The organism is Zoogloea oryzae (assembly GCF_030161255.1).
In the GTDB taxonomy this organism is placed as follows: domain Bacteria; phylum Pseudomonadota; class Gammaproteobacteria; order Burkholderiales; family Rhodocyclaceae; genus Zoogloea; species Zoogloea oryzae.
On the sequence record NZ_BSPX01000052.1, the window covers coordinates 25,487 to 34,221 of the forward strand.

8 protein-coding genes are annotated in these 8,735 nt (G+C 63.2%); 1 reads left to right on the forward strand and 7 read right to left on the reverse strand.

Annotated features, from left to right (window positions below; all coding sequences use genetic code 11):
* Nucleotides 1-11: 11 nt before the first annotated feature.
* The 7 genes from QQK25_RS15685 to QQK25_RS15715 form a co-directional block, all read right to left on the reverse strand.
* The gene (locus QQK25_RS15685; RefSeq protein WP_284188778.1) at nucleotides 12-2,384 is read right to left on the reverse strand and encodes a GspE/PulE family protein; all 2,373 of its coding nucleotides are present in this window, start codon (nucleotides 2,382-2,384) and stop codon (nucleotides 12-14) included.
* A gap of 92 nt (nucleotides 2,385-2,476) precedes the next feature.
* A complete protein-coding gene (locus QQK25_RS15690; RefSeq protein ID WP_153162756.1) occupies nucleotides 2,477-3,247 on the reverse strand; it encodes a 3',5'-cyclic-nucleotide phosphodiesterase in 771 nt (256 codons plus the stop codon).
* Nucleotides 3,248-3,384: 137 nt separating this feature from the next.
* Complete coding sequence (locus QQK25_RS15695; RefSeq protein WP_153162755.1) at nucleotides 3,385-4,080, reverse strand: FHA domain-containing protein; 696 nt, start codon at nucleotides 4,078-4,080, stop codon at nucleotides 3,385-3,387.
* A gap of 23 nt (nucleotides 4,081-4,103) precedes the next feature.
* On the reverse strand, nucleotides 4,104-4,874 hold the full coding sequence (locus QQK25_RS15700; protein ID WP_284188779.1) for a protein phosphatase 2C domain-containing protein: 771 nt from the start codon (nucleotides 4,872-4,874) through the stop codon (nucleotides 4,104-4,106).
* Between the two features lie 201 nt (nucleotides 4,875-5,075).
* Nucleotides 5,076-5,969, reverse strand: coding sequence for a succinate--CoA ligase subunit alpha (gene sucD / locus QQK25_RS15705; RefSeq protein ID WP_284188780.1), 894 nt, complete (start codon nucleotides 5,967-5,969; stop codon nucleotides 5,076-5,078).
* 11 nt (nucleotides 5,970-5,980) lie between these two features.
* Complete coding sequence (sucC, locus tag QQK25_RS15710; RefSeq protein ID WP_153162752.1) at nucleotides 5,981-7,141, reverse strand: ADP-forming succinate--CoA ligase subunit beta; 1,161 nt, start codon at nucleotides 7,139-7,141, stop codon at nucleotides 5,981-5,983.
* A gap of 295 nt (nucleotides 7,142-7,436) precedes the next feature.
* Nucleotides 7,437-7,988 (reverse strand): DUF2889 domain-containing protein, encoded by a 552-nt coding sequence (locus tag QQK25_RS15715; RefSeq protein WP_284188781.1) that lies wholly within the window; start codon nucleotides 7,986-7,988, stop codon nucleotides 7,437-7,439.
* A gap of 213 nt (nucleotides 7,989-8,201) precedes the next feature.
* Between QQK25_RS15715 and QQK25_RS15720 the strand changes: the two genes are divergently transcribed.
* The coding region (locus QQK25_RS15720) for a type IV pilus assembly protein FimV (RefSeq protein WP_498027234.1) at nucleotides 8,202-8,735 on the forward strand (534 nt) is incomplete at its 3' end.

Consider the following 8,735-nt stretch of genomic DNA (forward strand, 5'->3'; position numbering starts at 1 on the left):
CGTCCGCAGGGTCAGCGGATGCAGACCTTGCGGACCTGCTTGAGGTCGGTGAGCCCGGCCATCACCTTCTCGATGCCGTCCTGACGCAGGGTACGCATCCCCTCTTCCAGCGCCACCGACAGCAGGTTGGCGACCCGTGCCCGCTCCTGGATGAGTTCCTTCACCCGGTCGGTGCCGATCATCAGTTCGTGCAGGCCAAGCCGGCCGCGATAGCCGCCGGTGCAGCTGTCGCAGCCCACCGGCGCGTATAGCGTGAAGCGGCCGTCCTTGTCGCCGTAGCGCTCGCGCCAGCCCTTCAGCACGGCTTCGCGCGCCTTGTCCGGGTCTTCCTTGAAGATCGGGGTGTTGTGCAGGTCCTCGCAGTATTCGTCGAGGAGATGGCGGATCTCGCTCTCGTCCGGGTGGTAGGCCTTCTTGCACTTGCTGCACAGGCGCTTGGCCAGCCGCTGGGCCAGCACGCCGAGCAGCGCGTCGGCAAAGTTGAACGGGTCCATGCCCATGTCGAGCAGACGCACGATGGATTCGGGCGCGCTGTTGGTGTGCAGGGTGCTGAAAACCAGGTGGCCGGTGAGCGAGGCTTCGAGGCCGATCGACACGGTTTCCTTGTCGCGCATTTCGCCGACCATGATTACGTCCGGGTCGGCCCGCAGGAATGAGCGCATCACGGTGGGGAAATCCAGCCCGGCCTTGCGGTTGACCTGCACCTGGCGCAGGCCCTTCTGGGTGATTTCGACCGGATCTTCGGCGGTCCAGATCTTGGTATCCGGGGTGTTGATCGAGCCCAGGATGGAATGCAGCGTGGTCGTCTTGCCCGAGCCGGTCGGGCCGCACACGAAGAAGATGCCGTAGGGCTTGGCGATGGTCTGCTTGAGGCGCTGGAAGTTGTTTTCGAGCAGCCCGAGCTGCTCGAGGGGCAGCGGCTCGCTGTTGGCGAGCAGACGCATCACCACGTCTTCCATGCCGCCGGTGGTGGGCACCGTGGCCACCCGAAGCTCGATGTCCAGCGGGCCGAAGCGACGGAACTTGATCTTGCCATCCTGGGGCTTGCGCCGCTCCGAGATGTCGAGATCGCACATGATCTTGATGCGGGTGACGATCGGGCTGCGGTAGCTGGACGGCACTTCGATGTAGGGCACCAGCGAACCGTCCTTGCGGAAGCGGATCTGGGTCTTCTCCTTGCCGGGGCGCGGTTCGATGTGGATGTCGGAGGCGCCTTGCCGGTGGGCGTCGATGATGATCCGATTGACCAGCTTGACGAGCTCGTTGTCGGCGGCGGCCGAGACATCCTCAGCCGTCGAGATCCCGTCACCGTCGTCGTCGTAGAGATCGGACAGCAGCTCGGTGACCGACGAGTCATCGTTGGAGGCGCCGAAGAACTGCTCGACGGTCTGGAGGAACTCGACGTGGGTGGTGACCAGATAGACCGGGTGGGCCTTGGGGAAGACGTTCTGCACCATCCGCGAGGCAATGGCCTGCTCGGGGTCGGTGACGAGGATCAACATGCCTTCGGGGTTTTCCTCGAGGGGCACCCACTGGGCCTGCTGGATGTAATCGCGCTTCAGGTTGCGCAGCAGATCGAGCGGCTTGACCCGGTCCGGCCGGAAAGGCTCATAGGGCACACCGAAGAAGCGCGAGATCGCACCGCCGATATCCGCCGGCTTGAGGTGGTAGTCGGCAATCAGCAGTTCTTCAAGGAGCACACCGCGCTCGCGGGCTGCGCTGGTGGCGGCCTCAAGCTCGGCGGCGGTGAGCTTGGCGTCATTCACCAGCCCCTCGTACTTCGACTTGGGCTGGATCAGGGAATGGCGGCGCTGGGCAAAGGCGATCGCCAGCGTCTGCCCGAGGCCCTGGATGCCCTCCTCGGCGATCGCCGAAAACACCTCGCTGTTACGGCTGTTGATGAGCTGGATGACTCCCAGCACCTCGCCGTCGTCGGGGTTGGCGATGGGCGCCACGAGCATCTGGTGGCAGCGGTAGCCGGTGCGCTCATCCACCTCGCGGCGGAACTCCATCCGCGCGGAGATCTTCTTCAGCTCACGCTCGTCGTAGGCGTCGTGGATGTTGAGCATCTGACCGGTGAGGGCCACGTAGCCCGCCACGCTGTTCTCGGCGATGGGCAGGCGGATGGTGCGGATGCTGTGCAGGCCGGTCTTGACCCGCGATGAGATGGTCGTCCGGCTTTCGTCGACCACGTAGATCGTCAGCCGGTCGGCGGCGAACAACGCGCAGATGTCGGCCGACAGTTCGAAGATGATCTCGTCGATGTTCTCCGTTGCGTGCACGCGGTTGGTCACCGCCTGCAGACCCTTGAAAAAGGCCAGCCGGCTTGCGACGTCGCCCGCAATGCCGCGCGGGGCAGGTGTGCTGCTAGTGGATTTCGTCATATCTGGAAACACGAACCGATCGAGGTTGCCGCCCATGCGTGGATGCCGGTACTACGGCGCACAGGCGCGTCAACTTTAGCCCGAATGAATGGCTAGATGATGAACTCGAGTCCGTTGTAGAGCGCCTTTGGCTGAAAACGCCCGCGATAGTTGCCGATCTCGTCGACGGTGATCTGGGCCCGGCTCGGCTTGAGGTGCGTGATCCACACCTCCGGCGAAACCTTGATCCGGTCGAGGAACAACGCCAGCAGACTCGGGCACAGATGCCGCGAGGCAATGGCCAGATCGTGGAGGGCATCGGGGAAGGCGGTTTCGACCAGCAGGTAGCGCAGATCGGGAATGTCGTTGATGGCTGCGATCAGCGGCTCGGAATACGTGGTGTCGCCCGAGAACACCAGACTGCCGGTATCGCAGGACACCTGATAGGCCACCGCCGGTACCGTGTGCAGCGCCGGCAGGGCTGTCATCCTGCGGCCGCCGCCGATGTTGGCGCTCTCGCCGATGTGCATTTCCTGAAACCGCAGGAACGGGTTGCCCCGATCGGGAATCGACGAGAAGTCGGGCCAGATCAGCCAATTGAAGATGTGCGAACGGAGGATGCGGAGGGTTTCAGGCGAGCCATGCACGACGATCGGCATCGAACGGGCTTCGCCCACCGTATCGACCAGCAACGGGATCATCGCGATGTGATCCAGGTGCGCGTGGGTGACGAAGACGTGGTCGATGCGCAGCAGCTCGTCGAACTCGAGATCACCGACCCCGGTTCCCGCATCAATGAGAACATCGTCGTCCACGAGCAGGGCCGTCGTGCGCTGATCGCGCCCGCCGATACCGCCACTGCACCCCAGAACCCGCACCTTCATCTTATTCTCGTGGAACTCCGCAAGTGCGGTTGTTGGTCTGCCAAATGCAACCGACACGAATCGGATGCCAGCGCATCAGAATACGATTCCGTCAGGACATCGGCCGCCAGAAAAATCACGTTCGTCCCTCGCGCAGGTTACTGGGATGTCGCCTGCGAGAAAAACTCCATCTTCACGCCAGCGATTTCGATGATGTCGTGGTCGCTCAGGCGATGGGCCTGGGCATCCAGGGAGCGCCCATTGACGACAGGGAACACCGTGCCTTCGACGTGGGTGATGAAGTAGCCGTGGGGCCGCCGGGTGATCACCGCCACCTGCAGCCCGGGCTTGCCGAGCGTGGTGAGCGACTTGGAAAGCTCGAGCGTGCGGCCCGCATGGGCGCCGCTGAGGATCTGGATCATGCCGAGGGCTGCCACCGGCGGCGGGGCCGAAGCACCCGTCGATGTGACGATCGCCGCGGCTTCCGCGCCCGACAGGCCGCTGTCGGTTTCGACCGCAACCTGGGCGAAGGACATGGCTTCGTCCTGCTCGGACGGCGAACCACCGCCATCGGACAGATACTTGAGGCGATACTTCCCCAGTTCGATCACATCGTTGTTCTTCAGAACATGCTTCTTGACCGGCTGACCGTTCACGTAGGTGCCGTTCGTGCTGTTCATGTCCTCGAGGAAGGCATCGTTCAGGATGGTCACGATCGCAGCGTGGTCGCCACTGATCGCCAGATTGTCGATCTGGATATCGTTGTGCGGCTTGCGACCAATGGTGGTGCGCTCCTTCTCGAGCACCATCTCCTTCAGCACCAGACCATCCATGCTCAATATCAACCTGGGCATCACTCTTCCTATCTCAATCCAGCTTAATCAAGCTCGGCTCCGAGCCGTCCTGACTCGCACGACGACACAATGACAGCCGATATATTATCCATCCCGCCCCGATCGTTTGCCAGATCAACCAGATGCGCTGCGGCCAGCTGGGGGTTCCCCCCCAGCGCGCCGAGCACGTGGGCAATATCGGCATCGGGAAGCATCTCTGTAAGCCCATCCGAGCAAAGAAGATAGACGTCCCCCGGCAAAAGCGTGGAAATTGTCACATCCGGAACCACATTCGCCGAGACGCCCACCGCCCGGGTAAGCAGCCCCTTCAGGCCGATCGGGGCGCTTGACTCGGATTCAATCATGCCCGCCTCCCACTGCTCCCGCAACACGCTGTGGTCACGGGTGAGGCAGGTCAGCACATCGCCGCGCAGGCGATAGAGGCGGGAATCGCCCACATTGCAGGCGACCAGCATCCCGTCGCGACGGAAGCACCCGGCAACGAGGGTCGTGCCCATTCCGCGGAGGGCCGGATCACCCGAGGCGGCCGAGAACACGGCGCGATTGGCATCGGCCACGGCCACCAACAGATCCCGCTCCACGACCGGTTCGTCACCACACGCAGCGATCCGCTCGACCCACGCATCAACCGCGAGCCGCGCCGCGACGCCGCCGCCCGCATGGCCGCCCATGCCATCGGCCAGGGCGACAATGCCCCGATGCTCGTCACAGAAGACGTAGTCTTCGTTGCGTGCGCGGACCTGCCCGACATGGGACTCCAGGGCCATCCGCCATTGAAGACTCGAATCGCTCATCGCGGCGATGCCGGCGGAAAGACGCCCGCCAGGAGAAAGTGTTCAGGAAACCGGCACATCGCGTCGATTACGTGATCGGGATAATGAAGGGGCGCTCGGATTCTAGCGCCACCGGCACGGTACGCGAGAGCGCAGGACAAAATAAAAACCGCGCCCGGGCGGTGAAGCCTCGGGCGCGGTTCTTGTGAGGCACAGGCCGGGTTACAGCATGGCCTTCAGCAGCTTGCCCATCTCGGACGGGTTGCGCGTCACCTTGAAGCCGCACTCTTCCATGATGGCGAGCTTGGCATCAGCGGTGTCGGCGCCGCCGGAGATCAGTGCGCCAGCATGGCCCATGCGCTTGCCCGCGGGGGCAGTCACACCGGCGATGAAGCCGACGATCGGCTTCTTCATGTTGGCCTTGCACCACAGGGCGGCTTCAGCTTCGTCCGGACCGCCGATTTCGCCGATCATGATGACGGCGTCGGTGTCGGGATCGTCGTTGAACATGCGCATCACGTCGATGTGCTTCAGACCGTTGATCGGGTCGCCACCGATACCGACGGCGGAAGACTGGCCCAGACCGATTTCGGTCAGCTGGGCAACAGCTTCGTAGGTCAGGGTGCCGGAGCGGGAAACCACGCCGATGCGACCCTTGCGGTGGATGTGACCCGGCATGATGCCGATCTTGATTTCATCGGGGGTGATGAGACCCGGGCAGTTCGGACCCAGCAGCAGGGTCTTCTTGCCGCCGGCGGCTTCCTTGGCCTTCATCTTGTTGCGCACTTCCAGCATGTCCCGGACGGGGATGCCTTCGGTGATGCAGATGGCCAGGTCGAGGTCGGCTTCAACGGCTTCCCAGATGGCGGCAGCGGCGCCAGCGGGCGGCACGTAGATCACGGAGACGGTGGCACCGGTTTCAGCGGCAGCTTCCTTGACGGAACCGTAGATGGGCACGTCGAGGATCTTCTCGCCAGCCTTCTTCGGGTTCACGCCGGCGACGAAGCAGTTCTTGCCGTTCGCGTACTCGATGCACTTCTCGGTATGGAACTGACCGGTCTTGCCGGTGATGCCCTGGGTGATGACCTTGGTGTCTTTGTTGATCAGAATGGACATTCGGAATCTCCTTACTTGACCGCGTCGACGATCTTCTGGGCCGCTTCGGCCATGGTGTCGGCAGCGATGATCGGGAGACCCGAATCACGCAGGATCTGCTTGCCGATGTCTTCGTTGGTGCCCTTCATGCGGACGACCAGCGGAACCGACAGGTGCACTTCACGGGCAGCGGTGACCACGCCGGTGGCGATGGTGTCGCAGCGCATGATGCCGCCGAAGATGTTGACGAGAATGCCCTTGACCTTGGGGTTCTTGAGCATGATCTTGAAGGCTTCGGTCACCTTCTCGGTGGTGGCGCCGCCGCCCACGTCGAGGAAGTTGGCCGGCTCGGCACCGAACAGCTTGATGGTGTCCATGGTGGCCATCGCCAGACCGGCACCGTTCACCAGACAGCCGATGTTGCCGTCCAGGGAGATGTAGGCCAGATCAAACTTGGAGGCTTCGATTTCGTCCGCGTCTTCTTCGTCCAGGTCGCGCATCGCGACGATTTCCTGCTGGCGATAGAGGGCGTTGGAGTCGAAGTTGAACTTGGCGTCGAGCGCCTTGACGGTGCCGTCGCCTTCGTGGATCAGCGGGTTGATTTCCGCCAGCGAAGCGTCGGTTTCCATGTAGCAGGTGTACAGCTTCTTGAGCGTGTCGACACACTGCGGGATGGAGGCCTCGTTCATGCCCATGCCCTTGGCCAGGGTGAGCGCCTGCTCGTCGGTCAGGCCGACCAGCGGGTTGATGAAGACCTTGACGATCTTTTCCGGGGTCTTGTGAGCAACTTCCTCGATGTCCATGCCGCCTTCGTACGAAGCCATCATGGCAACGGACTGGGTGGCACGGTCGGTCAGCGCGGCGACGTAGTACTCGTGCTTGATGTCGGCACCTTCCTCGATCAGCAGGTTACGCACCTTCTGGCCTTCGGGGCCGGTCTGGTGGGTGATGAGCTGCATGCCGAGGATCTGGCTGGCGTACTGACGCACTTCGTCAAGAGACTTGGCGACTTTCACGCCACCGCCCTTGCCGCGTCCGCCGGCGTGGATCTGGGCCTTCACGACCCAAACCTTGCCACCCAGGGTTTCCGCTGCCTTGACCGCGTCGTCGACGGTCGTGCAGTGGATACCGCGCGGAACCGTGACGCCGAACTTCTTCAGGATTTGCTTGCCCTGATATTCATGAATTTTCATGGTTGCCCTTCGATCGAAGTCTTGGCCTGAAAAGGCCGCTTACGCTTGGTTGATGGGACTCTTCGGAGTGCTGACGCACCCCGCGATACCTGCGCCGTTCTCCCTCGTCCAACGCAGACACCGCTTTTCCCTCTCGCGCGTCAGGCCAGCTGGCCCGGCCACTCGAAAGGCGATCCAGCCCCGGGGGCAGACGACGTTTGCCGCAGGCGCCCCGGATTACGGATCAATTGATTATATACGAAACCAGCGGCGCGACCGATTTCACGCTGCAGCGCAACTGCGGTTTTCCCGACCCCTAGCCAGCATCGCCGCCGCGATACCAGCGGGGGTAGTAGCGCAGCACGGTGTCGGTGGTGGTTTCGAGGGCGTGACAGCGATCGAGCTGAAAGGGCTTTTCGACCTCCTCGTCGTTGTCGCGACGGAAGGTGGCGAAGGTCTGGATGGCGGCGGTGGGCAGCGACAGGAGCAGTTCGGTGAGGTGGGAGCAGCCGCGGACGTCGGCGAACATCTCGCCCACCGTGCGCCGGAAACCCCGCACCAGATTGAGCCCGATCAGCTGGCGGTAGGCGGGGCCGATGGTGTCGCAGGCGCCGGGGTATGGCACCCAGTCGGAGCACGCTTGCACATCGACGATGTTGAACTGGGGGTCGATGGTCACGCGGATGAACAGGTCGTGGACGGGGTCGCCACGCTTGCGGAGGCCCGACGACAAAGGGTAATCAATATCCTTCAGATCGGTGAGGCGGGCATCCAGATCGAACAGGCCATCGTCACGCACAAATCCCTCGACATCGATGCGTCGATGGTGGGCCCGGGTACGCGGCGATTTCGGGTCAGGCAGGGGCATGGCAATAAAAAAGCAGAAAAGGCTAAAAAACTCGTAAAAAATGCCGTTCGGGGTACCACACGTCACAATTGAGCCACCCGACAGGCCGACAACGGCCCGCTACGGCCGACAAACTTCTTTAGAATACTGTAGCTTTGGCGAAGGTGCCTGCTCTGCGCGCACCACCGCTCAACCCACCAGGCTTCTGCTTGCCGGACCACGACCAACGTTTTGATGAACAGCGCGCGCAAGTCACTATCCCTGCTCGTAGCAACCCTCATTCCCCTAGGTACTCCAACAGCAGGAGCTGTCGGACTTGGGGATCTGGTCACCCGGTCCGCGCTGGGAGAGCCGCTGCGTGCCGAGGTGCGCCTGGTGCGTGCAGCCGGTGAGGAATTCGACGCCACCTGCTTCAAGCGGGTCGGCAACAACGCCGGCAACGACGACATCCCCTGGATCTACGACGCGCGCGTGCGCCTCTCCGGCGACCGCCTGATCGTCACCACCCGCGATCCGGTGAATCATCCGATCGCGATGCTCGGCCTGCTGGTCAATTGCGGTGGCGACGTCCGCCGCGACTACCCGATCTTGCTCCAGCCGCCGGTGCTGCGCGTCGGTGCGGGCACGTCGCCCAACCTGCCGGTTGCCGCGCCGGTCGAAGACACCGCCCCGCGTCCGCCCGTCCAGGCCAGACCGCCCCGCCCGCCGCGTGCGGCAGTTGCCCCTGGAGCCGAAGGCACCGGCCCGGCACGTAGCAGCCAGCCCGCC